This window comes from Acrocarpospora macrocephala (genome assembly GCF_009687865.1).
GTDB classification, from domain to species: Bacteria; Actinomycetota; Actinomycetes; order Streptosporangiales; family Streptosporangiaceae; genus Acrocarpospora; species Acrocarpospora macrocephala.
Genome location: NZ_BLAE01000116.1, coordinates 1 through 21,370, shown reverse-complemented (window position 1 = coordinate 21,370; position 21,370 = coordinate 1). Strand labels below are relative to the sequence as shown.

Genomic DNA, 21,370 nt, shown 5'->3' with positions numbered 1-21,370 from the left:
GCCCATGTACTGGCGTTTGACTCCCGCGGTCGCCGGGCCCTGCTTCTCCTGGCCGGTCTCGTCCAGCGCCCCGATGGTCATCGCGCCCTTGCGGCGATTGCGGCGGGCCGCCTGGTCCAGACCGTCCGCCGCGAACCGGCGGATCCGGCTCATCGCCTCCGGGGCGTCCCACACGGCACGGTTGAGCAGTCGCTGGGTACGGTCGGGGGCACGGTCGCCGGTGTGCTCGGCGATGGTCCATCCGTTGCGTTTCGGCAGGTCGCTGACCAGCGCGGACAGGTATTTCGCGGCGTGCAGCCAGGTCTGCGTCCGGGCGAAGCACGATCGCAGGGATTCCAGCAGGGCGGCCCGTTCCCGCAGCGCGTGCCCGGCCCCTATCCTGGCAGCAGCAGCCGCCTTCGATTCATTTGTCCTCACAAACACATGATCGTCGGGCGGCTGCGTTGCGTTATACGGGACCTTGCGGGTTCCTCCAGGTCAAACCCACAATGGCGGCTGCCGTACTAGGTGTCTCCCCCGCCCCCACTACCGAAGTATTCGTGTCCCTCGGTCGGCATCAACTCCGTCTGTGCGGGATGGGCAGTTGGCTCGCGTGGAACCGTTGGGGAAGGGACACGCGAGGACGGAGTTGGCACCTCGGTCAGGCCACGAGGTCCGGCAGCTATCGGGGGCGGGGGAGGAATGGGCCAGGTCCGTAACCCGGGACCGGCCCCAGTCGTTTCGCGGCGCCTTCAGCATCCTTCGGATCAGCCTGCGAAAACGTCCCGTGCGCCCAGCACGGAGAATCGGCCACCAGCGAGGGCTCAGACGCCGAGGTCGGCGTCGCGGGCGCGGGCGACGGCCTCCGCGCGGCCGGAGACGCCGAGTTTGGCGAAGATGTTCGACACGTGGTTGCGGATCGTCTTCTCGCTGAGGAACAGGCGCTGTGCGATGGCGTGATTGGTGAGCCCGGCGGCGACCAGGTCGAGCACCTCCCGTTCGCGGTCGGTCAGCTCGGGCAGGGAGCGGGGACGTACGGTCTCGGTGGCCAAAGCGGCCAGCACCCGGCTGCCGGCGGAGGAGCCGAAGACGACCTGGCCGGCCGCCACCGCCTGGAGCGATCGGATGATCTCGGCCGGTGGCGCCTCCTTGAGGAGGTAGCCGCGGGCACCGGCCCGGACGGCCGCGACGATGGTCTCGTCGTCCGACAGCATGGTCAGGGCGAGCACGGCCACGGCGGGATGGCGGGCCCTGATGCGGGCGGTCGCCTCCACGCCGCTCATCCCGGGCAAGTGCAGGTCCATCAGGACCACATCCGGGGCATTCCGCTCGACCAGTTCGATGGCGGCCTCGGCGGTGCCGGCGACGCCGACGACCTCCACCTCGGGCAGGTCGCGGAACAGCCCCAGGAGTCCGTCGGCGAAGATCGGGTGGTCCTCGACCACGATGATGCGGATCATGAGGTCGCCAGGGGAAGCCGTACGACCAGGTGGGTGCCCGTCCCATCGCCGCTGCGCAGTTCGAAGGTGCCGCCCAGCTCCTCGGACCTGCGCCGCATGGACGTCAGGCCGATCCCCTGCCCCGGGGCGGATCCGAGGGAGGCGAGTCCCACTCCGTCGTCGTCGATGTGCAGCTCCAGGGTGTCGCGGGCGCGCACGTGGACGGTGCAGCGGGAGGCGTTGGCGTGGCGTGCGGCGTTGGTCAGGGCTTCGGCGGCGATCCGGTAGGTGGCCAGCTCGATCGGCGCGGGCAGGGCCGGAAGGTCGGCCTCCACCTCGACGGCCAGGTGGCCGGCGAACCCCTTGCCCAACTCGGCGAGCGCGCCCGCGAGCCCGAGGTCGTCCAGCGGGGGCGGTCGCAGGTCATTGACGATGGCCCGGACGTTGCCGACAGTGGCCCGGATCCGGGCTGACAGGTCGTCCATGATCTCCTTGGCCTTTCCGGGGTCGGTGTCCACCAGGCGCCGCCCGCGATCCATCTGCAGGGCGACGGCGGCGAGGGTGGGGCCCACCCCGTCGTGCAACTCGTACCGCAGCCGGTCGCGCTCCTCCTGCCGGGCGGCCAGCAGCCGGGCGTGTGAGCGTTCCAAGTCGGCACTGAGGCGGTGGGCGTGGACAGCCACCGCTAGATGCGGGGCCAGTTCCGCCAGCAACGCCCGGTCCTTGGGCCGCAGTCGCTCGCCGACCACCAGCGTGCCGACGTCGTGGCTCTGGTGGTGCAGCGGGACGCGCTCAGCGACCTCACCGCGGGCGCCCCAGGAGGCCACGACCGCTCCGTGCTCCTCGACCGCCACGTACGGCATCCGCAGGACGCGGCCGATCTCGGCGGCCATCCGCTCCAGCGGGTCTTCGGGGGCGCCGGCGTCCGACAGCCGCGCCGCCAGCCGACGCAGCGCCCTGGCCGGGTCGTCCCGGTCGCCGTAGACCAGACGGTTGGCGGCCGCGCCGGCCCGCAGGTACAGCGGATGCACCGCGAGCGCCACCAGGACCGCCGCCGCCCCGGCTCCCAGGACGCCGCCCAGCGTGAAGGCGATCAGCGCGTAGCCCGCCAGCAGCAGCACGCTCACGGCGCCGAAGGCCAGCGCGCGTGACAGCAGCAGGTCGAGATCCCACAGGCGGTAGGCCACCACGGCCACGGCCACCCCGGCCGACAGCGGCACGCAGGCCAGGGCGACGATCGGCGCCCCCCAGGGGACCATCAGGGCCAGGCCGAACATGCTCACCGTCAGCAGGGCCCCGGCCACGATCCACTGCAACCGGCGGCGCATCTGCTCATCGGCTCGCCGGTAGCGCACCACCAGCGAGGCGAGGGCCGCCACCGCGGCGATGAGCGAGCACACGGTCCCGGCCGTACGGACCGCCTGGGGGACTCCGGTCAAGTTCGCGAAGACTCCCTGGTAGCCGGGGGGATACATCCGGCCGACCTCGCCCATCAGGGTCACCGGCTGGAAAATCCAGTCGAGCGCGGCCACCGCGATCCCGGCGATGGCGGCCGCCAACGCCGGCCGCCATCGAGGCGAGGGCAGCCGCCCATCAGGAAAGATCAGCAACAGGACGGTCGGCACCGCGAGATAGGCCGGCACCCAGATCCAGTTCGACAGCCACATCGCCCAGTCGTCGCCGGGCAGCCCGCCGTCGTTGATACCCAGCAGGCCGTACGCTCCGAGGGCCACGCCCCCGGCCTGGGCCGCACCGATGACGACCATGAGCCACCCGACCCGGCTCGCCGGCCGCTGCGCCACCACGAGCACGCCGGGCACGCCGAACGCCAGCCCCGCCACGCATCGGAAGGCGTCGAAACGCTCCACTATCCCCGTCACGCCGATATGGCTCAGCCGGGGCTCGACGGCGAGCGTCATCGCCACCAAGAGCACCAGCACGCTCACCGGGACGACCACGCGCCAGGTCGTTCTGTCCGTCACGAAGACGATGGTGCCATCCGGCGAGTCCCGACGTCACGGGACGAAATGTCCCGTTGACGTCGGGACTGGCGCCTCACGACGCCCGATCGTCCCGCCTTGGATGCTCGAAGAGCCACCGCCGAGACACCTCCTCCGGGAGCCCGTCGCGGCGGTCCGCGCACTGAACCGCCGGGATCCGACCGCACTTAAGGAGAACCCATGTCATCGGTACCATCCCTGACACCGTCGGCCACGCCCGTGTCCGCCGCGCGTCCCTTCGCCCGTGCCGTTGTCGTCACCATCGGCATCCTGCTCGTCATGGACGTGGCAGGCGCGCTGATATCGCTGTCGGCCGGGCTCAGCCCCACCTTCCTGGACGCCCTCGGACCGCAGGCGCGGCTGTCGGCGCCGATCCCGATGATGATCGCTCAGGCGATCCTCGCCTTCGCCGTGAGCGGGCGTCGCCGCGCCGTCGCCGCTCCGGCCGCCGTCCTGCTGATGATCGCCGGGATCCTGGCTTTCGTGTCCGGGTTCTCCGACGGCGGTTACGCCGCCGACCTCACCGCCGCCCAGAGAGTGTTCCAGGTCGCGCTCGTCGCGGGCCATCTGGTCATGGGCGTACTCGCCGGGCTCCGCCTGGTCAAGCTCCTGCGCAGGTGATATCCGCGGATTCGTCGAACTGGAGGTACTCGTGACTGATCTCGTGCCGACGGCCGCGACGGCCGCGGCCATTCCCGCTCCAGCCCGCCCGAACCGCGTAAGCGGACAGGAGGGCGGGGCCGTGGACATCCGCGTGCTGGGCCCGCTGGAGGTCGTCGGTGCCGACGGCCATCCCTGCGCGCTCGGTACGCACAAGCAGCGGATGCTGCTCAGCATCCTGGTGCTCGCCGAGGGCTGGCCGGTGCCCGCGGAAACCTTGATCGACAGGATCTGGGGCGACACCCCGCCCGCCGAAGCGCTCGCAGCGCTTCAGGTGTATGTGTCCAACCTGCGCCGGGCGCTGGAGCCCGGACGCCGCCCACGCGCCCGGAGCCGCTTGCTGACATTCGGCCCGGCCGGGTACCGGCTCGCCGTCGATCCGCGGCAGCTGGACGCCACCCAGTTCCTCGACCTGGTCGCCGAGGCCGAGCAGGCCGCTGATCCCGCCGCGGTGGAACGGGCCGCGACCCGGGCCCTGCGGCTCTGGCGGGGCGAGCCGTACGCCGACCTGGCCGGGCAGGAGTACCTCACCGCGGCCCTGGCCCACCTCACGGAGGCCAGGGAGCGGGTCCGCGAGCTGCGGGTGTCGGCCGTCATCGGCCAGAACCGCCATCACGAGGTGGTGGGGGAGCTGGAGGCCTTGACGCACGAGCATCCGCTTCGGGAGCGGCTGTGGGCGCTTCGGGCGCTGGCGCTGTACCGGTGCGGGCGGCAGGGCGAGGCCCTGGACGCGCTCCGCACGGCACGCCGGATCTTGACCGATGAGCTCGGCATCGACCCCTGCGACGAGCTACGCGACCTGGAACGCGACATCCTCCGCCAGGCGCCCCACCTGCGACCGGACCGCACTCGCCCCGCCCCCACGCGGGAGGGCGCGAGCGGACGCGTGATGGTGGGTCGCCGTAAGGAACTCGCCGCGCTGGATCACCTGTTGGACCAGGTGTCGGCGGGACAGCCGGGGTTCGCCCTGATCACCGGGGAACCGGGGATCGGTAAGACCCGTCTCGCCGAGGAGATGGCCGTCCGGGCGCGTGAGCGCGGTCACGAGGTGGCGATCGCACGCTGCCCGGCGGCCGCGAGGACGCCCGACTTCTGGGCGTGGACGCACCTGCTGCGACAGCTCATCCACGCCACGCCGCCTCTGCCCGCGCAGGCCGATCCGGAGGAGACGGAATTCCGCATGTACGAGAGCACCGCGCGACTGCTCGCCGCCACCACGAGCGAGCGTCCCATGCTGGTGATCCTGGACGACCTGCACTGGGCCGACCCCTCCTCACTGCGCCTGCTGAGCCACCTCGCGCAGACCTTCACCGACGGCCGCGTGGCGATCGTCGGCACAGCACGCGACTGTACGACACCCGCCCGAGCGCTCACCGACACCTTCGAGGCATTGGCACGGCGCCGGGCCCTGCGGCTCCCACTGACCGGCCTCACCCTCCCCGAACTGGCCCACCTGGCCCCCGCCGACACACCAGAAGACGATCTGCGATCCCTGCACGACCGCACCGGCGGCAACCCCTTCTTCGCCACGGAACTCATCGACCACCGGGCCACCGGCTCCGCCCGCGCGGTCCCGCCCGGGCTCCGCGACGTGGTGCTCAGCCGGATCAGCCGCCTGCCCCGTCCCACGGCCGACTTGCTGCGCCTCGCCGCGACGACCGGCGGCGAGTTCGACTTGGCACTGGTCGCCCGAGTCGCGGGCCTGTCCCTCAGCACGGCACTCGACCGGCTGGAACCCGCCATGGCCGCCGCCCTCATCACCGAACGATCCCCTGAGCACTTCGGCTTCGCCCACACCGTAGTCCAGGAAACGCTGACGGAAGGCATGTCGTCCCTACGCCGGGCCCGCCTGAACGCCGAGATCGCCCAGTCGACCAGCACACGGAAAAACACAATCACCTCAAACGGAACCACCTTGGCTCACCACCCGGCCGTACCCACCATGAACATCCCACGCGCCGCGACCCACCGCCCCGACCTCGTATCGCGACACCACTGCCGGCGCCCCGGGGGACGGGCCTGACAGTTGCCAGCAGGGGTCTGTCCAGCCAAACCAGGAGATCGACCTGCCGGAACGCTGGCCATCATGGAGATCGTCAAGGGTGCAGGGGAGTGGATACGCCGATAGTGGTGGTCTGTCTGCGACTTGCCCTGTATCACCACTGCCAGGTCGAGGTCCCGCCACATCGTCGAACCGAGCGCGGCACTGCCCACGCCAAGGACTGGTGTCGCGGGTGCGTTATTCGAAGAACTTGAGGCTGTACCCCACGTCGGTGTTGGCGCCGGGCACGTTCGCCCGCCGGTAGGTGGTCTTGCTCCACCAGACGGCCGTGCCGGTGTACCAGTACCGGTTGGACCACGCGTACGGCGTGCCCTTGGCAACAGCGTGGTACATGGTCGGGAACCGGTTGCCGGACGGCGGGCTGGTGGCGATGTCTCCGCGCTCCAGCACGAACGTGTGGTGGCCCGGGCCGTCCACGTGCAGCGTCGGGGTCCAGCCGGTCATCATGTACTCCGCGTACGAGCCGAACAGGCAACCGTTGCTCTTGTACCAGTCCCACACGTACGTCGGGTCACCACCGGAGCGCAGCCGCAGATCGGCGAGGCAGTACTTGCTGCTCCAACTGCCGTTCGCGGAGTACACGATGTGCAACTGCCCGTTCGGGTCGAGGATCGGCTCGGGGGCCTCGTTGATGAACGGGTTGCCGACGACCCGCTCCCACGACTCCCGCGGCTGGGAGATGACGTAACGGCCCCCGGTGGTCGTGGTCGGGCTGCTCATCCGGGCGATGTAGAGGTTCTGCTCGACGTTGGTGTCGCCCGCCCAGCCGGACCACACGAACCAGCGCTGGCCGTTGAAGGTGAACGGGACGCCGTCGATGGCCCACCTGTCGCCGGGCAGGGCGACCTTTGTCGCGGCGGAATAGCCGGAGTCGGCGGTGGCGGAGCTGATGTGGTACATCCGGTGGGCGGCGCTGCGGCCCGCCGCGAAGTAGATGTGGTAGCGGCCGTTATGGTGCACGATCTCAGGCGCCCACACCTCACCGAGGTTGCCGGTGTCCGTCCACACCTGGCGCCGGGGCGCGCCGGCGATGCCCTCGAGAGTGGTCGCCGTCCGTACGGCGATACCGCCGTTCACCGACTTGGCCGCGACGTAGAGGTTGCCGACCCGGATGACGCTGGGATCGGCGCCACCCAGGGTGGTGCGGCCGAGCGCCACGGACTGCGCGGCGGCCGGTACGGCGGTGCCAGCGTTGCCGGGGGAGGCGGCGATGCCGCCGATGGCGGTCAGCGCGAGGGCGATGACCACCGGTCGAAGAGCATGTCTTCTCATGAGGCTCCTTCTACCTGCGGGTTCGCAAGAAATTTAAAGTAAAGTTTACTAAGAGATTCGCCACTCATTCAAGGCTTCGCCAGAACGGCGCGACGACAAGGCACGAACCGACAGCCACCACAGCAGGAAATGGGCGTGTCTTCGTAGGTGGGTGGTACTGCGTTCGAACCAGTGACCCCTCGCTTGTAAGGCGAGTGGTCTCCGGGGACGATGAACCCTCCGCAGATAACTGAACTACTTTCGAACTCTCGCGTAGTTTGGATGCATGACCACACGGTCCTTTCCGTTCTCCACGCTGATCAACAAGCAGACGAGTGTGTTTCCCGCGCTTGATGACGCGGATGTCATCCTCGAGCGTCGTGACGCCGAGAACCTGGTGCTGATGCGATCGGAACGCTTTCAGGCGATGACCGACGGTTTGCGCTTGGCGGCGCGGTCTCTGGCGATCGTCGCCCGGACCAATCGTGGGTTGGCCGAGGAGGCGTTCTCCGAGGAGCTGCCGTGGCTAAGGTGGCTTCCCGCTGAGGCCCGTCTCGAATGTGTCAGCGAGCTGCTCGGCCACTTGCTGGCGGGTGCCGAAACCGGGTTGTTGGTTCCCTTCGCTCGGGAACTGCGGGAGTGGATATCCACTGCGGAGATCTACTCTGACCCGGAACTGGCCCGCCGCCTGCGTGGTCCGTTCGAGACCAGCATGGCTCTTGAGCTGCCTCGGCCGGGTAGCGCTGATGACGAGTAAACAGCTTGAGCGACGGACGCTTTGGATCACGCAGGTCGGCACGGCTCACCCTCGAAAAACCGACGAACGCCACCGTTGATGGTGAGATTGACGTCATGATCACGGTGAAATGGTCGCTGGGTTGATGGTGAACTGGCCGCTATGCCATGGTGAAATCGTCGCGCGAGTGCTCGCTGAGCTGACCGCCTTCGGCCGGGCTACTGGGGGTCCTGGACGGCGGTCATGGCCTGACTGGCCAGGGTCCTTCGTGGCTTTGGCATCCTGTGGTTTCCGGTCGGAGGGTGGAGCTCACCGGACTGGGTGGACCTGCTTTGCGAGGGTCTCGGCGGAGGTTGGGCGGATTGTCTCGGCGGCTGCCAGGAGGGCTGTCTCCTCGACGCCGTGGCTTTCGAGTTGGACCAATGCGCCACCGCTGTGGGTGAACACCGCGACCCGCCCCTCCCATCCGTAGCGGACCCACCGATCCCGGGTGGCCGCGCGGCAGGGGGGCCCGTTCTCGTACTCCCACGACTCGGCGTAGTACGGCGTCACGCACGCCTCCGCGGTGGTCGCGGTCGAGGCCCGGCGTACGATCACCTGGATGCCCAGGCGGCTTCCGCCTACAGTCTCCGCACCGACGCGCCGGTACTCCAGCAGGATCACCGGTTCGTCCGCCCCGCCGACGACCGGCGCTTCGGCAGCGTACAGCCCATGCCCCGCGATGTCGGGCGCCACCAGCGGGATTCCGAGCAGCTCGAAGGCGCGCGCCAGGTGCCAGTGCTGGGCGGGCTCTTCCAAGGGAACGGCCAGCACGCAGACGGCGGCGAGCGCGCCGAGCGAGGCGATTCTGGACTGCCACCGTCTCGTGGCGGCCAGTGCCCAGGCGGCGACGGTGAATCCGGTCAGCGCCGACAGTAGGTGTACGCCTCCGAGAAGTGCGCGGTCGAAGCCGTAAAGGGTGATCTCGGGCGCGATCCTCCATAGGGCTTCGCCGAGGGCCAGCGTGGCGATCGCGCCGGTGAACGCGACGAGAGGCCAGCGGCGCAACTGGAGCAGGGCCGCCACGCCCGAGCCGATCAGGAAGGCTGCCAGCGTCATCAAGAGGGAATGCGGACCGCGCACGCCCGAGTGCCCGTCCCACGGCGCGCTTGCCGCCCACAGGACGGCTTGCACGGCCCCGACCGCCAGCCCGACCAGCGCGCCCCTGCCCGTCTCCCTCACACGGCCATGATTGCGACCTCGTTCCGACATGGACCCCGATCTCCATCAAATCCGTACAACTCGGCCACCGTGTCCTCACAAATGGTTAGCCGTCGGGGGTCCGGGGGCTATCAGGTCGATTTCCCGCCACATCGACGGGTCCTTCCAGTAGCCGGTGTGGCTGCCGATCTGAGGTGGCGCGTCGCCGTACGTGAACTGGCAGGTTGGCGGGTCGGGGAGTTTCTTGTCGACGGAGTTCTCCCCGTCGTCGACGATCCAGCCGCCGATGTAGTCGGTGAGGTAGTAGAAGTTCCGCCAGGTGGAGGTGGTCCCGTTCTGCGGGAGGAGGGATTGCGTGATTTCTTCGGTGAAGTACGCCGGGAAGCCCCAGCTGTAGAGCTTGCGCATCGGTGAGCCGAAGGTGGCCAGGACGACCTTCATGCCCGTGGGCCGGACCTGGTCCTGGCCGTCCTGGCTGAGCGCGGCGGCGGCCAGGATCGCGCCCTGGCTGTGGGCGGCGAGCAGGATCTGGGCGCCGCTGTCGTGCAGGAACCACATCCTGCGCTGGAGTTCGGGGACGGCGCGTTCCGCGTACGAGGGCGGGGCGAGCGGGTGGTAGCCGCGCGGCCAGAATGTGCCGACGTCCCAGAGGACGCCGATGACCCGTCTGGTCTTGTGGTTCTGCCAGCCCGCGCGGGCGAGGAGGAGCGCGGCCAGTGGCAGCAGGGTCGCGATGGCGGTGCCGAGGCTGGCCGCCCACGGGGAGGGGCGGCGGATGTCGTCCGCCCAGATGTGCATCTCCAGCCAGGCGAACAGGAGGATGCCGATCACGACGATCGAGGTGAACAGCAGGTCGAGGTCACGTGGCAGTTCCGCCAGCTTGCGCGCCCTGCTGACCCGCCCCGGCCAGGCCCGCATCTCCGGGGTCGCCCAATCCGGATTGAACGCGCCACCGTTGAGCTTGACCGTGCTCGCCACCCAGCCCCGGTCGTCCGGCAGGGGCTGCTCCTTCTCGTAGTATTCGTCGGCGATCACCTGGGCCGGTTTCGACCGGCCCGCTCGCCACCAGCGGATGGCCTGCCATCCCGCGAAGATCAGGATCAGAATCACCGGCTCGAAGATCAGGTACGCGGCCACGTCACTGATCACCGGAAATACCGCGATAATTCGGCCGTTGTCCGGGACGGGCTCGGTCGCGGCGAACGTGTACTTGATCTCGCCGAGCGTGTCGGCCACCCGGACGATCAGACCCACCAGCACGGTGTTGGCCAGGCCGAACGCGATGGTGAGCACCATGAAGGGGGCACCCCAGCGGAACGCCTGCCCCGAGTTGACGACCCCGACCACGATGATCCCGATGGCCACGATCAGCGCCACGATGACCCAGCCGTACGGGCGGTCGATCACGTCGAGCATGAAGTACATGCCCACGAGCGCCGCGGCCACGACGATCAGCTGGACCGTACGCAGGGGCTTCTTCCGGTCCAGAGCCGCGGCGATCAAACAGACGGGCACGAGCAGCAGCGCGACGATGATCCCGCCGTACACCCAGTTCATGACCGGCCGCAAACCCGGCAGCTCATGCGGAGTCACGGCATTCGGCACCACCGCCGTCATGGCGGGCTCCAGCAGAGCCATCGCCCCAGCGAGCAGCAGAGCCCCGATCGCCAGCACGGTCAGGATCAAGCCGAGCCACCGGAGCGGTCCAATCACCTTCTCCGGGATGACGGCGAGCACGGCGACGATGAGCACGGCCACGGCAATCCAGACAGAACCCGACCACAGCCACTCCGGAGCCAGGCTCTGCCCCGCCCCGATCCGCATTCCGGGGGCCGACTCGAGCGTGCCGTGCACGGTGGTCGCGACCATCAGCGCCAGCAAGGCCAGACCCGCCGCTATGTGGATCTCGCCGAGATAGCGGGTGTAGCGGCCGGTGTTCCAGAAGTCCAGGTTCCGCAGCCCGCCCTCAAGGCTGGCCGCGTTCTGTACGCACGGCCGACGCGGGCCTGGGCTGCCCGGCGGCCTGACCGACTCGTACCGGCGCTGCGTCCGGTACGTGAGAACCGCCAGCAGCACGAGCAGCAGCAGCGGAACCACCGCTCCCAGCAGGATGCGCCGACCGGGGAACGAGGCCACCGAAGCCATCCGGAACGGGCTTATCCACCACGAGTCCGCGCATTTGATGTTGCCACCGCACTGGTAGCCGACGTAGTCCATGGCGACCGCGCTCACCAGGAGCACCACGTTCACGGTGAGGGCGAGCGCCGCCAACCGGGCGACCACTCGGAACATCGCGAAGCGTCTGGCCGTCCGCGTCACGGTGAACGGCCACATCCACCCCGCCAGGTTGGCCAGGGCGAACGGGAGCAGCAGCAGCCACAACACGCGTACGCCGCTGCGGGAGGTCAGGCCGCCCCACGAGTACCCCTCGACGTGCCGGCCACCCGCGTCCGCCGTCCGGTAGAAACCGGAGATATGGTCGCCGCCGACCTGCTGGGGAGCCGAGTCGGCGAGCAGATGCTGCGGCGTCGACCCGCCGACGCCGTGCACCCGTAACTCGGTCGGTCCTTCCAGGGCGACCGGTGGCGGCACCATGCCGGACCCTCGGTCTTCCGTCTTCATCCCGAAGATCGGCAAAGGCATGGCGGCCACCTGGGGTCGGCGCGGACACTACGTTGCTGTAGGGGATCGCGGCGCCAGGGACGAGGGTTACAGGGTGTCGGTGTCAGTCTCCGACTTCCAGGCGTACGCGGCGGAAGCCCTTGCCCTTGCTTTCGATTTTGGCGACGCGGATGCGGCCGATTTGGCGGGTGGAGGCGACGTGCGTGCCGCCGTCGGCCTGGCAGTCGAGGCCGACATGGATGGGGAAGTTGCCAGCATCCTATTGGGGAAGTTGTCGGCTCTTCCGTGGGGAAGTTGCCGCAGGTTGGTGTCGAACCGAAGAACGTGATCAGCGATAAGGGGCGTAGCGGGCGCGTCGCCTGGCCAGGGTGCCAAGGATGGTTGACGCCTGGCCCTGACAACCCTCATGGCGCTCGTTCCCAAGGTCACCGACCAAACTGGCTCAGCTAGCGCTTAGTCGTTCGCGTAGCGGTCGGCGGCGTTGAGTTCGATGGCGATGCCCTTGCGGGCGCAGGCCTCGATGGCGCCGGTGATCGAGTCGCGGAAGCCAGGTTCAGGGTCTTCGCAGCCGGTTGTTGGGTGTTTATCGGTGCGCGGCAGGATGTCGAGAAACTGGGGTGCTGGCCTTGTGATTGGTCAGTCTCCGACTTCCAGGCGTACGCGGCGGAAGCCCTTGCCCTTGCTTTCGATTTTGGCGACGCGGATGCGGCCGATTTGGCGGGTGGAGGCGACGTGCGTGCCGCCGTCGGCCTGGCAGTCGAGGCCGACGATGTCGACGATGCGGACTTCCTTGACGTCGTCGGGGACCAGGTTGGTGGCGGTGCGGATGATGTCGGGGATGGCGAAGGCCTCGTCGCGGGGGAGGACGCGGATGTCGACGCGGCGGTCTGCCGTGATTTCGGCGTTGCAGGCCGCTTCGACGGCCTCCTTGAAGCCGGGTGGGACTTCGGGGAGGTTGAAGTCCATGCGGGCGGTTCCGACGACGCCTGTTCCGGGGGTTTTGGCGGGTTCCATGTTGCCGCCGGTGACGAGGGCGCCGTAGTCGCGGAAGACGACGCCGCACAGGACGTGGAGGCCCGAATGGGTGCGCATCAGGGCTGAGCGGCGATCGTCGGCGAGGGCGGCGCGCACGATGGTGCCGGGTGCGGGCAGGGGTTCGCCTTCGACGGGAATCAGGTAGAGGTCGTCACCTTTGCGTACCCCGGCGATCCGGGTTTCGACGCCTTGCCACAGCAGGGTGCCCTCATCGGCGGGTTGCCCTCCGCCGCCGGGATAGAAGGCGGACCGGCTGAGCACGATCCCTTCAGGCGTGGCGTCGAGAACCGTCGCCTCCCATTCCCTCAGCTCCTGATCGGCGAGTTCAAGCCGTTCCGTACGGCCATGAGCGTCCATCCCCGCAGCCTAGTTCAGCTACTGAAGAGGTCCTCAAGGATGGCGCGGGCCCGATCCGGAATGGGCTCGTCGGGGAAGATCTCCGCGCAGAGCGCCAAAACTTGTTCGGCGGTGTCGAGAGCGAGGCGTTCGACGAGGGCTCGAATGTCAGGGCTGTCCCGCCTTCGTGCCGCCAGGACCTTCATAGCGAGTAGATGCTCGGGAGAAGCGGCGGATACCCGCAAGCCGGGATGGTCGAAGACTCGGCGAGCCGAGCTATCGCCGCCGGGAGCCACATAAGCGCTGGCTTGCTCATTCAGCCACCATGACGGGAGTCCGAGTTCGGACGCGACGGCACGTGCCTCGTCGAGGACGATTCCGTGAGGTTCGAAGATGGCGTCTATATCGCGGGTGGATCTTCGGGAATCGTAGGCCAAGGCCATCGCTGCCCCGCCGAAGACGTACAGGTCGGCTACGACGCCCTTGCGTGCGAGGCGATCGCCGAGACGTCGGAACGCATCTTCTATCGCGGTTCGATCGAGGAGAGGAGAGTCACTCATGCGACTTCCAGTTCCTGAGGGTGGATGAAGACGCCGCGGCGGCGGAATGAAGCTGGGGCGTGGACGAAGGCGTCGACGCGGGCTGCGGGGGTGTTGAACGGGAACCAGAACTGGTGGAGTCGGCGGGACTCGCTCCAGGGCGGACCTGCGTGGCCTTCCTTGGCGGCGAGGTGTTCGGCCAGGGCGGCGAGGAAGACATCCCAGTGGGGGTCTCCGACGCTGGAGGGTTCGGGTGTCAGCAGCGCGAGGCGAACAACAGGCGGTTCATGCCTGTACTCCTCCAGGAACTCGGAGATCAAGCGCCAGCGTGTCTCGTCATCGGAGTGGTCTGTCAGCCAGCTGGCGAGCCGCGCGATGGAGGCGGCTTGATACTGCTGGACACTCTTCATGGCTATCACGTTAGCTTAGCGGCCCCGGATGTCCGATTAGCAGCCGTGCCCTCGTTGTGGGCGGATGGTCTGCTTCGGCGTGGAAATTTGGCTGGGCTTGGTGGGATGATTCTCGGCATATTTCGTGTGGGTTTTGGGCTGGTTGTTGGGTTATCTATTCTTTTGGGGGTAGCGGGAGATGAGGGGAATCGGTTTCCTCGGGTGGTGGGGCCGCCGGAATTGAGGTGGCCGGAGGGTGGGGAAGTGATTGCTTATCTGTGTCAGGCGGATGAGGTTTGGGAGGCGTGTGGCAGTAAGGCGGTGACTTCGGCGCAGCAGGATATGGTGGGGCGGGAGTTGCGAAAGATTCCGGGGTTGGTGAATATCCGGTATCGGAGTCAGAAGGAGGCGCTGGAGGATCTCTCGGGCACTGAGTTGGCTGGGGTGGTGTCGGAGCGGGATCTGCCGGAGGTTTTTTCGGGTGAATTGATTCGGTGGAGGGACGCCGAGGCGATTTCGGCGGCGGCCAAGGCGTTGCCTGGGGTGTCGAATGTCTATGTCCATCCTGCGCGCTTCTGGGAGGACAAGGCGGACGTGGGCATCGTGCTCTGTGGATTCGCTGAGGGTTTCTACGAGTGTGAGGGACGGGGTGTCGCCACTGGTGAGGAGATCGCTGCGATTGAGGCATGGGTGCGGCGGGCAAAGGGGGTCAGGCTCGTCTATTTCGTGGATCGGGCATATGAGATGCGGTTGGCACAGCGGCTTCAGGAGATTTGGACGCCAGAGAACGTTAAGCCGGGGCGCGTAGAAGGGTATTCCGAGAGTTTTTATGCGCGGCTCAGTGATCCGCGGTCGGCGCAATCGCTTGTGGACGCCGTCAAGGGCTTACCCGGAGTTGCTGACGTATTTAAGGTTCGTGATTGATGGGATTTATGGGGTGTCGATTGCTTCGATTGTCCAGGTGCAGCCGATAGAGGTGATTTCTAGGGTGAAGGTGCCTGGGGTGGTTTGGGGGGTGGTTTTGTCGGTTTTTGTGCCTATCTCGGAGATGGGATTGGCGATGGTTTGGGTGCCGGATTTGATGGTTACGGAGACGTGGCCGGTGCCGATGGGGTTGGTGGAGCAGTCGTAGGTGTAGTGGATTTGCCAGGATGCGTCCGCGGTGAACTGGGCGGTGGTCTTGTTGCCGGTGCCGTTGTCGGACATGAGGACGTCGCCGCCGGTGACAGGGGGTTGGGACGCGGGGTCTGCGGCTGGGGTGGTGGGCGGGTTCGTTGGGGTGTTGGGTGGTACGGCGGCTTCCTGGGTTCGTGAGGTTGGCAGGGTCTCGCGGGCGGGCGGGTCGTCGGCGAGGACGACGTACAGGGAGAAACCGCCGCCGACGAGCATGAGGAAGGCGAGCGTGAAGAGGGTTGCCATCGCGGGGATGGGGTTGGCGCGGGGAGGGGGACCGGGCTGCGGACCGTAGAGGGGTTGCTGGCCTTCGTACCCGTACGGGTTTGACATCGCTCGCTCCGGAATCGGGGACCCCCTGAAGATCGCACGATTGTGGGGGATGTTGCTAGATCACACCGGTTGCGGGCGGTGTCGTAAGGTGGGAGGAAAGCCTCTCACCTGGGGATCGTCCAGCCGGTGCGTTCGCAGAGCTGGGCGAGGGTGATCTCGGCGCGCTTCCACTGGAAGCAGTTGTTCAGGTGATCGGCGCATTGGCCGGGGTCGGCGTCGGGGATGCCCAGAACGCGTAGTTCGTTCGCGAAGTCGGTGGCTTGGTCCTGCTGCTTGGCGCTGAGGTTGTGCCAGATCATGGCGTTCCTCTCCCGGGGGTTGGGCAGTCGTCTCCACGCTAGTCAATCCCGGCGTCCTGTGGGCATTTGACGATGGGAATGAAAACGGTTCCCGATGCATTACACGGCGCAGAGAGGAGTGCCGATGGCCAGAAGCGAGCTCCGACCTGTGATCAAGCTCCGTTCGACGGCGGGGACCGGGTTCACGTACGTGAGCCGGAAGAACCGCCGTGAACACCCCGATCGGCTGACTTTGAAGAAGTACGACCCGATCGTCCGCAAGCACGTGGTCTTCCGAGAGGAGCGATGACCATGAAGAAGAACCTGCACCCCGAGTATCACCCGGTGGTCTTCCGCGATCCGACCACAGGCTTCGCGTTCCTCACCCGATCGACCGTCACCAGCTCCAAGACGATCGAATGGGAAGATGGCAACACATATCCCCTGGTCGACGTGGATGTGTCCTCGGAAAGCCACCCCTTCTACACGGGCCGCGGCCGCATCGTCGACAGCGCGGGCCGCGTCGAGCGGTTCAAGCGCCGGTACGGCCAGTAGGCCGAATCCGAACGCGGACCGTGCCTGGGGCGTCCCGGCCGAATGGTCGTGGGCGCCCCGGGCCTCATCCGGTCTGTGTCAGGGAGCTACGGCGACAGCGTGGAAGAAGATGTCGCTGTAGGGGATCTTGCGGGGTGTGAAGGCGATCTTGCCCGGGCAGAGGCCGCGTTTGCGGAGGTTGTTCACGATCTGGGGGACAGCGTCGACGGAGGGCTGAGCCCAGTCGTGCATCAGGATGATTCCGCCGGGCTGGAGGGTGTCCGCGGCGGCCACGATCTCCGCGGTGGTGGCTCCAGCCCAGTCCCGGGAGTCGACCGTCCACAGGACTTCGAGGAGCTTCAGGCGCGTCGCGTCGGCTTGCACCTGGTCGTTGGTCTCGCCGAACGGGGGGCGGAACAGGGTGGGCCGGTCGCCCGTGATCCGGCGCAGGACACGCTGGGTGTCGGCTATCTCGTTGAAGGCCGCGGGTTCGCCGATCTGGGTGAGGTGCGGGTGGGTCATGGTGTGGTTGGCGATCCACATGCCGGCGCGCTGCTGGGCGCGTACGAGTTCGGGGTGGGCTTGCGCGGCGGTGCCGGTGTTGAAGAAGGTGGCTTTCGCGTTGGCGGCGCGCAGGGCGTGGAGCAGGCTGGACGTGGTCTCCGGGGTGGGGCCGTCGTCGTAGGTCAGGCCGACGTACCCGTTTCTGCAGTGGAATGAGGGGGTTCCGGCCTGCGCGGGGAGCGGGGCCGCGACCACGAGCGCGGCCGCGGTCAGCGCGGCGAGCCTGGACGGATGGGACGGTACGGCGCTGAGGCGATCGGTCAGGCGGCGCAGGTGTCTGATCATCTTTGCTCCTGGGGGATCTCGGCGCTGTCGACTGGGGTTTAGAAATAGAAACATTTCGCAAGAATCTACGAATTGTTTCGCAGCAACATATGACGCCTCCCGCATCCGGGCAACCAGAGCTGGATCCCGAGCCGTGATCAGCCCGGACAACGATGAAATGTTCATGGAGGTTGAGCAGGGGGCTACTCATGTGGCGGCAAGGGGCGCGGCAGGAAGGTCGCCCCCATGAGACCTCCAATGATGCGGAAGTTCCGCGCTTTGCTCGTGTCGAGTGCCGTGGTCGTCGTTCTCGGCGGATCCGGTACGGCACTCGCCGCGGCCGCCGCCCCGGACGATATGAACGGCTGCATCAACCGCTTGCTCGGTACGCTGCGAATCATCGACCCGGCGAAGAGCCAGCGCTGCCTGAACCAGGTCGAGACGGCCGTCTCCTGGAACAAGATCGGCCCAACTGGACCACAGGGAATCCAAGGACCTGCCGGCCCCAAAGGTGATCCAGGCCCGCAAGGCGTGCAGGGTCCCATGGGTCCTCCGGGCGCGAAGGGAGAACAGGGTCCCGCCGGACCTGGCCTGGCCTCTCTCGACGAACTGGAAGGCATGCCCTGCAATGCGGGCAAACCATTGGCGGGCGTCACCCACGTGTCGATCGACGACACCACCCACGCCATTGCCCTGACATGCGCCCCCGCCCAGCACCGCCTGACCGTGACGACCACCGGCGACGGCACGGTGACCAGCGTCTACCCCGGCACGGTCAACCCCGCCTTCGGCATCGACTGCGGCGATTACTGCACAGGAACCTACGACAACACCACCAAAATCGGCCTACGCCCTGAGAACGGCACTCGAGGTTGGTTCACCGGCTGGACCGGCGACTGCACCGGTACGGACCCCCGCTGCACCGTCACCATGACCGAGGCCAGAAACGTCACCGCCACCTTCGCCCCTGCCACCTACCTCAAACTCAGCATCAAGGTCCTCTCCGACATCTGCATCGGCAACTGCGACCTCAACCGCGTCTACCCCCGAGCCGAGGCCACCACCAACGGCTCCTCCCTCGACGGCCCCTCGTGCTACGCGTTCAGCGCGATCTACCGTCCCGGCGGCTACACAGGCGCCCAATGCTCCTTCAAATACCCCGCAACCGGCCAAGCCGAAGTCACCCCCAGCGACCTGACCCCGGTCGACGGCCACAAATCCGTCTTCGACCACTGGGAAGGCGCCTGCACCGGCACCGCCACCCCCTGCCGCCTCACCGACATGACCACCGACCGCGAACTCACAGCCGTCTTCCGCACCGTGTAACCACCACCCACTAGGAGGCCCAGGGCCACACGCCGCCCTGGGCCTCCTAGGGCTGGGGTGGATCCCCACCCACCCGCCCTTTGGGACGCTCGCGCTCGGCCCCATCGGCCTTCGGTCCCATCGGCTTTCGGTCCCATCGGCTTTCGGTCCCATCGGCCTTCGGCCCTGGGAGCGGCTTTTGGCCATGAAAGCGGGCGAGGTCCCGGAGCGAGGCTTTCGCCAAAAGGCGGGCAGAGCTCATGCGCGATTCGGTGGAATCGAAGAAAGACAGCCTGCCACCCAGCCGCAACGCCCGGAAGAAATCGTGCATCGTCCTGCGGGTATCGCGTAGCCCCCACCGGCGTCTGGGGGCGTTCCGTAGGGACTCCAGAGAGGGTTGGTGAGGCGGTGCCGATGTTCGGCCGAGGGACTCCGGCTCCAGAGCCGGGTGCGCCAGGTCGAAGCCGCCGACCCACCGCCGACGGCCTACCCAGCTCGACCGACGCGCTACTTCAGGACCCGATACCGCAGGTGAGCCGCATGGCGAGACTCGATCACCTCGGCCCGTTCCAGTTGGATCTGAGCGCCCAGGTGCTCGAACAGCCGGGTGCCGTCGCCCAGGATCACCGGGGCGATGTGCAGGAACAGCTCGTCGACCAGTCCGGCTGCCAGTGCCTGCTGGATGATGCCGGCGCCGCCCATGATGTGCACCAGCTTGTCCCCAGCGGCTACGGTCGCTTGCTCAATAGCCTGCTCGATGCCCTCGACGAACGTGAACGTGGTCTTGCCCTTCACGACCACCTCGTGCGGGCGGTGGGTGACCACGAACACCGGCATCCGGTAGAACCCGTCGACGCCCCAGCCGCCGGTCGACTCGTACACCTTGCGGCTGGTGATGACCGCCCCGGCGATCTGGCGCTCCTCCCCGATGGCGAAGTCCATGCCCCGATCCTCCTTGACCCAGGCATGCAGGATCTCGCCGCCCTCGCCCAATCCCGGGTACTGATCGAGGTTCGGGCCGGTGACGAAGCCGTCCAGCGACATCGATATGTTCGCCTCCACAAGTGCCATCCTCTTGATCCCTTCCGTCCTCTATTGGGTTTGTTCACCCATACAGACGTGCTTGCCTGGGGAACTCATCGGTCGTTTGTCGGTCCGCCCCGCGCGGGACAGGCGACGGCTCGTGACTGCGGTGGCGGTCATCGCGGTGGTCGCGCCCGGGGGCACGCGAGTACGCGTACGCCCGCGCCAGAATGGGCGTGGCCCGGACAGGAGGAGCACCGTGAACGGCGACGAGCCGGACTTCGACGACCTCACCCGCCGCTATCGGGGCGAGTTGCACGTGCACTGCTACCGGATGCTCGGCTCGTACGACGAGGCCGAGGATCACGTCCAGGAGGTGTTCTTGCGGGCTTGGCGCTCGCGCGAGAACTTCCAGGGCCGATCGAGCGCGCGCACCTGGCTCTACCGGATCGCGACCAACGCCTGCCTGGACACGCTGCGCCGCGACGCCCGCCGAGCGACCAGGGCGCCATCGGGCACCGAACCATCCGTCGCGGTCATGCCATGGCTGCAGCCCTATCCGGACGCGGAGCTGGCCGCCGATCAGCCTGACCCAGAGACGACGGCGGTGAGCCGGGAGACGATCTCGCTGGCATTCCTGGCCGCGATCCAGTTGCTGCCGCCACGGCAGCGAGCGGTGCTGATCCTGCGCGACGTGCTGACCTGGCCCGCTACCGAGGTCGCCGCCCTCATCGAGACAACCGTGCCCGCGGTCAACAGCGCCCTGCAACGCGCCCACGCGACGCTGAACCGCCGCTGGCCCAGAGGCAGGCTGGACTGGGCCCCGGCCATCGAACCCGACCCGGAGCAAAGCCGTTTGCTCCAGCGCTACATCGCCGCTCACGAACAGGCTGACCCGGAGGCGTTGATCGCCGTGCTGCACGAGGACGTCCGGCTGTCCATCTCCCCGGCGATCGGACAATGGGCAGGCCGCGAGCAGGTCGCCCGCGCCTTGCGCGCCGGCATGACCACCCTCGGCCGCTGGCGACTCCTCCCAACCACCGCCAACGGCCAGCCCGCCCTAGCCGGCTACCTACGCCGCCCCACCGACGAGGCATTCCACCCGTTCGTCCTCTCCGTCCTCCACATCGAGTACGGCCAGCTAACCGAAATCACCGCCTTCGAACAACCATCGCTGTTCCCAGCCTTCGGCCTGCCCACCAGCCTGTGACCCACGTCCACCCGGATTCGACATCGTTTCGACTGCGGCGCACCATTCCCACACGATCGTGCCCACCGCAACCGCGTGGGCGAGCGAGCCCGAGGGAGGACAAAGGGGCGAGTCTCACCGTGTAGCGGCTGTGGTTCGTATGGGAATCACGGGGACGGCGGGCTCGGGTGGAGCTCGGCGGAGGACAAGGGGGAGTTCCACCGTGTGGTGGCTGTGGTTCGTGTGGGGAATCACGGGGACGGCGGGTTCGGGCGGAGCTCGGCGGAGGACAAGGGGGAGTTCCACCGTGTGGTGGCTGTGGTTCGTGGGACGGCGAGCTCGGGGGAAACGAAAGGGTGGATGGGAGAACCACGGCGATGCGCCTGTCGTTTCCTTCGGGCGGCCACGGTGATGGCGGGGGCGGGCGGAGCCCGAGGGAAAACAAACGGGCTGGGTGGG

General features: G+C 67.7%; 22 protein-coding genes and 1 tRNA gene. 8 read left to right on the top strand and 15 right to left on the bottom strand.

Features of this window, described 5'->3' with window-relative positions; all coding sequences use genetic code 11:
• The 3 genes from Amac_RS51860 to Amac_RS51850 all read right to left on the bottom strand — a co-directional run.
• A partial coding sequence (locus Amac_RS51860; protein WP_218041783.1) for a transposase occupies nt 1-417 on the bottom strand: 417 nt, incomplete at its 3' end.
• A 386-nt stretch (nt 418-803) separates the two neighbouring features.
• Entirely contained in the window at nt 804-1,439 is a 636-nt protein-coding gene (locus Amac_RS51855) for a response regulator (protein WP_155361806.1), read from the bottom strand.
• On the bottom strand, nt 1,436-3,400 hold the full coding sequence (locus tag Amac_RS51850; protein ID WP_155361805.1) for a sensor histidine kinase: 1,965 nt from the start codon (nt 3,398-3,400) through the stop codon (nt 1,436-1,438). The genes Amac_RS51855 and Amac_RS51850 overlap by 4 nt, the downstream gene beginning before the upstream one ends.
• A gap of 198 nt (nt 3,401-3,598) precedes the next feature.
• Between Amac_RS51850 and Amac_RS51845 the strand changes: the two genes are divergently transcribed.
• Together Amac_RS51845 and Amac_RS51840 are read left to right on the top strand one after the other, a co-directional pair.
• Entirely contained in the window at nt 3,599-4,039 is a 441-nt protein-coding gene (locus Amac_RS51845; protein WP_155361804.1) for a hypothetical protein, read from the top strand.
• Between the two features lie 31 nt (nt 4,040-4,070).
• Nucleotides 4,071-6,101, top strand: a complete 2,031-nt coding sequence (locus tag Amac_RS51840; RefSeq protein ID WP_155361803.1) for an ATP-binding protein — start codon at nt 4,071-4,073, stop codon at nt 6,099-6,101.
• Nucleotides 6,102-6,317: 216 nt separating this feature from the next.
• Here Amac_RS51840 and Amac_RS51835 read toward each other — a convergent pair whose 3' ends face one another.
• Nucleotides 6,318-7,412 (bottom strand): glycoside hydrolase family 43 protein, encoded by a 1,095-nt coding sequence (locus Amac_RS51835; RefSeq protein ID WP_174900331.1) that lies wholly within the window; start codon nt 7,410-7,412, stop codon nt 6,318-6,320.
• Nucleotides 7,413-7,560: 148 nt separating this feature from the next.
• A tRNA-Val gene (locus tag Amac_RS51830) sits at nt 7,561-7,648 on the bottom strand.
• 29 nt (nt 7,649-7,677) lie between these two features.
• On the opposite strand from Amac_RS51830, the gene Amac_RS51825 reads away from it, so the two are divergent.
• Nucleotides 7,678-8,148 carry a hypothetical protein gene (locus tag Amac_RS51825; protein ID WP_155361802.1) on the top strand — a complete coding sequence of 157 codons (471 nt, stop codon included), beginning with the start codon at nt 7,678-7,680 and terminating at the stop codon, nt 8,146-8,148.
• Between the two features lie 288 nt (nt 8,149-8,436).
• Here the strand turns inward: Amac_RS51825 and Amac_RS51820 are convergent, their stop codons facing one another.
• The 6 genes from Amac_RS51820 to Amac_RS51795 form a co-directional block, all read right to left on the bottom strand.
• Complete coding sequence (locus Amac_RS51820) at nt 8,437-9,348, bottom strand: hypothetical protein (RefSeq protein WP_155361801.1); 912 nt, start codon at nt 9,346-9,348, stop codon at nt 8,437-8,439.
• A gap of 75 nt (nt 9,349-9,423) precedes the next feature.
• The gene (locus Amac_RS51815; RefSeq protein ID WP_155361800.1) at nt 9,424-11,970 is read right to left on the bottom strand and encodes a hypothetical protein; all 2,547 of its coding nucleotides are present in this window, start codon (nt 11,968-11,970) and stop codon (nt 9,424-9,426) included.
• A gap of 82 nt (nt 11,971-12,052) precedes the next feature.
• Nucleotides 12,053-12,190, bottom strand: coding sequence for a hypothetical protein (locus Amac_RS58340; protein ID WP_155361807.1), 138 nt, complete (start codon nt 12,188-12,190; stop codon nt 12,053-12,055).
• A 395-nt stretch (nt 12,191-12,585) separates the two neighbouring features.
• Nucleotides 12,586-13,341 carry an alanyl-tRNA editing protein gene (locus tag Amac_RS51805; RefSeq protein WP_155361799.1) on the bottom strand — a complete coding sequence of 252 codons (756 nt, stop codon included), beginning with the start codon at nt 13,339-13,341 and terminating at the stop codon, nt 12,586-12,588.
• Nucleotides 13,342-13,355: 14 nt separating this feature from the next.
• Nucleotides 13,356-13,880, bottom strand: coding sequence for a DUF6036 family nucleotidyltransferase (locus tag Amac_RS51800; RefSeq protein WP_155361798.1), 525 nt, complete (start codon nt 13,878-13,880; stop codon nt 13,356-13,358).
• On the bottom strand, nt 13,877-14,269 hold the full coding sequence (locus Amac_RS51795) for a hypothetical protein (protein ID WP_155361797.1): 393 nt from the start codon (nt 14,267-14,269) through the stop codon (nt 13,877-13,879). Before Amac_RS51795 ends, Amac_RS51800 begins: the two co-directional genes overlap by 4 nt.
• 243 nt (nt 14,270-14,512) lie before the next feature.
• Between Amac_RS51795 and Amac_RS51790 the strand changes: the two genes are divergently transcribed.
• On the top strand, nt 14,513-15,172 hold the full coding sequence (locus Amac_RS51790; RefSeq protein ID WP_155361796.1) for a permease-like cell division protein FtsX: 660 nt from the start codon (nt 14,513-14,515) through the stop codon (nt 15,170-15,172).
• Nucleotides 15,173-15,178: 6 nt separating this feature from the next.
• On the opposite strand, the gene Amac_RS51785 is transcribed toward Amac_RS51790, so the two are convergent.
• Nucleotides 15,179-15,754: a hypothetical protein gene (locus Amac_RS51785; RefSeq protein WP_155361795.1), complete on the bottom strand. Its 576-nt coding sequence runs from the start codon at nt 15,752-15,754 to the stop codon at nt 15,179-15,181.
• Nucleotides 15,755-15,858: 104 nt separating this feature from the next.
• The gene (locus tag Amac_RS51780) at nt 15,859-16,053 is read right to left on the bottom strand and encodes a hypothetical protein (RefSeq protein ID WP_155344011.1); all 195 of its coding nucleotides are present in this window, start codon (nt 16,051-16,053) and stop codon (nt 15,859-15,861) included.
• 124 nt (nt 16,054-16,177) lie between these two features.
• Here Amac_RS51780 and rpmG point away from each other — a divergent pair, with 124 nt between their 5' ends.
• Together rpmG and Amac_RS51770 are read left to right on the top strand one after the other, a co-directional pair.
• Nucleotides 16,178-16,342 carry a 50S ribosomal protein L33 gene (rpmG, locus tag Amac_RS51775; RefSeq protein WP_155361794.1) on the top strand — a complete coding sequence of 55 codons (165 nt, stop codon included), beginning with the start codon at nt 16,178-16,180 and terminating at the stop codon, nt 16,340-16,342.
• A 2-nt stretch (nt 16,343-16,344) separates the two neighbouring features.
• On the top strand, nt 16,345-16,587 hold the full coding sequence (locus tag Amac_RS51770; RefSeq protein ID WP_155361793.1) for a type B 50S ribosomal protein L31: 243 nt from the start codon (nt 16,345-16,347) through the stop codon (nt 16,585-16,587).
• 78 nt (nt 16,588-16,665) lie between these two features.
• On the opposite strand, the gene Amac_RS51765 is transcribed toward Amac_RS51770, so the two are convergent.
• Nucleotides 16,666-17,415 (bottom strand): polysaccharide deacetylase family protein, encoded by a 750-nt coding sequence (locus tag Amac_RS51765; RefSeq protein ID WP_155361792.1) that lies wholly within the window; start codon nt 17,413-17,415, stop codon nt 16,666-16,668.
• Nucleotides 17,416-17,640: 225 nt separating this feature from the next.
• Between Amac_RS51765 and Amac_RS51760 the strand changes: the two genes are divergently transcribed.
• Complete coding sequence (locus tag Amac_RS51760) at nt 17,641-18,720, top strand: InlB B-repeat-containing protein (protein ID WP_155361791.1); 1,080 nt, start codon at nt 17,641-17,643, stop codon at nt 18,718-18,720.
• A gap of 486 nt (nt 18,721-19,206) precedes the next feature.
• On the opposite strand, the gene Amac_RS51755 is transcribed toward Amac_RS51760, so the two are convergent.
• On the bottom strand, nt 19,207-19,770 hold the full coding sequence (locus Amac_RS51755; RefSeq protein ID WP_155361790.1) for a dihydrofolate reductase family protein: 564 nt from the start codon (nt 19,768-19,770) through the stop codon (nt 19,207-19,209).
• A gap of 211 nt (nt 19,771-19,981) precedes the next feature.
• On the opposite strand from Amac_RS51755, the gene Amac_RS51750 reads away from it, so the two are divergent.
• The gene (locus tag Amac_RS51750) at nt 19,982-20,932 is read left to right on the top strand and encodes an RNA polymerase subunit sigma-70 (RefSeq protein WP_246269245.1); all 951 of its coding nucleotides are present in this window, start codon (nt 19,982-19,984) and stop codon (nt 20,930-20,932) included.
• The last annotated feature ends 438 nt before the right edge of the window (nt 20,933-21,370 follow it).

What these genes read in the sequence shown, in the direction of transcription:
- Amac_RS51855 (WP_155361806.1), bottom strand. Translation starts at nt 1,439, where the DNA reads ATGATCCGCATCATCGTGGTCGAGGACCACCCGATCTTCGCCGACGGA.
- Amac_RS51755 (WP_155361790.1), bottom strand. Translation starts at nt 19,770, where the DNA reads ATGGCACTTGTGGAGGCGAACATATCGATGTCGCTGGACGGCTTCGTC.
- Amac_RS51760 (WP_155361791.1), top strand. Translation starts at nt 17,641, where the DNA reads ATGAGACCTCCAATGATGCGGAAGTTCCGCGCTTTGCTCGTGTCGAGT.
- Amac_RS51800 (WP_155361798.1), bottom strand. Translation starts at nt 13,880, where the DNA reads ATGAGTGACTCTCCTCTCCTCGATCGAACCGCGATAGAAGATGCGTTC.
- Amac_RS51780 (WP_155344011.1), bottom strand. Translation starts at nt 16,053, where the DNA reads ATGATCTGGCACAACCTCAGCGCCAAGCAGCAGGACCAAGCCACCGAC.
- Amac_RS51805 (WP_155361799.1), bottom strand. Translation starts at nt 13,341, where the DNA reads ATGGACGCTCATGGCCGTACGGAACGGCTTGAACTCGCCGATCAGGAG.
- Amac_RS51845 (WP_155361804.1), top strand. Translation starts at nt 3,599, where the DNA reads ATGTCATCGGTACCATCCCTGACACCGTCGGCCACGCCCGTGTCCGCC.
- Amac_RS51765 (WP_155361792.1), bottom strand. Translation starts at nt 17,415, where the DNA reads ATGATCAGACACCTGCGCCGCCTGACCGATCGCCTCAGCGCCGTACCG.
- Amac_RS51785 (WP_155361795.1), bottom strand. Translation starts at nt 15,754, where the DNA reads ATGTCAAACCCGTACGGGTACGAAGGCCAGCAACCCCTCTACGGTCCG.
- Amac_RS51770 (WP_155361793.1), top strand. Translation starts at nt 16,345, where the DNA reads ATGAAGAAGAACCTGCACCCCGAGTATCACCCGGTGGTCTTCCGCGAT.
- Amac_RS51835 (WP_174900331.1), bottom strand. Translation starts at nt 7,412, where the DNA reads ATGAGAAGACATGCTCTTCGACCGGTGGTCATCGCCCTCGCGCTGACC.
- Amac_RS51825 (WP_155361802.1), top strand. Translation starts at nt 7,678, where the DNA reads ATGACCACACGGTCCTTTCCGTTCTCCACGCTGATCAACAAGCAGACG.
- Amac_RS51795 (WP_155361797.1), bottom strand. Translation starts at nt 14,269, where the DNA reads ATGAAGAGTGTCCAGCAGTATCAAGCCGCCTCCATCGCGCGGCTCGCC.
- rpmG (WP_155361794.1), top strand. Translation starts at nt 16,178, where the DNA reads ATGGCCAGAAGCGAGCTCCGACCTGTGATCAAGCTCCGTTCGACGGCG.
- Amac_RS51815 (WP_155361800.1), bottom strand. Translation starts at nt 11,970, where the DNA reads ATGCCTTTGCCGATCTTCGGGATGAAGACGGAAGACCGAGGGTCCGGC.